This window comes from Aphanothece microscopica RSMan92 (genome assembly GCF_046613545.2).
In the GTDB taxonomy this organism is placed as follows: Bacteria; Cyanobacteriota; Cyanobacteriia; order PCC-6307; family Cyanobiaceae; genus NIES-981.
Genome location: NZ_JBKKKY020000345.1, coordinates 1 through 599, shown reverse-complemented (window position 1 = coordinate 599; position 599 = coordinate 1). Strand labels below are relative to the sequence as shown.

At 68.4% G+C, this 599-nt stretch carries 1 protein-coding gene; it reads right to left on the bottom strand.

Annotation, left to right across the window (positions count from 1 at the left end):
* On the bottom strand, positions 1-589 hold a 589-nt coding region (locus ACLD7X_RS17910; RefSeq protein WP_411425042.1), incomplete at its 3' end, for a glycosyltransferase.
* Positions 590-599: the final 10 nt, after the last annotated feature.

Below are 599 nucleotides of genomic sequence, written 5' to 3'. Positions count from 1 at the left end.
TCTCCAGCGCCGCCCCCCAGCGCGTCCGCATCACGGCGCGTTCGCCTTCCCAGCGGGCACGGTGAGCGTTGGACATGTCGTCCCCGCGGGTCGCGCTTTCCTTGTGCGTCAGTTCGGCATGCGGCGTTACAAGGTTTTCCAGCCCCATGGCGCGCAGCCGCAGGCAGAGATCGACGTCATTGTAGGCCACCCGCAGGTGGGTTTCGTCAAAGCCGCCCGCCGCCAGAAAGGTCTCGCGCCGGATGGCAAGGCAAGCGGCCGTCACCGCAGACACCCGGCGCGTCAGGCGCAACAGATCATACGGCCCACTGCTGCGCCGGGACGCCTGGAGCATGTCGTGCCCGGCGATCCCGTCGAGCCCCAGCACCACGCCGGCATGCTGGACCTGACCATGCGGGAACAGGAGCCGCGCGCCCACCGCGCCAATCCCGGGCCGGATCGCGTGGCTCGTCATTTCGCGCAGCCAATCGGGGTGATGCACCTCAGTATCGTTGTTCAACAGCAGCAGGACGTCGCCTGCAGCCTCGCACGCGGCGCGATTGTTGATGGCGGCGTAGTTGAACGACCCAGGACAGGGCAGCACCCGCACGCGCCCGTCG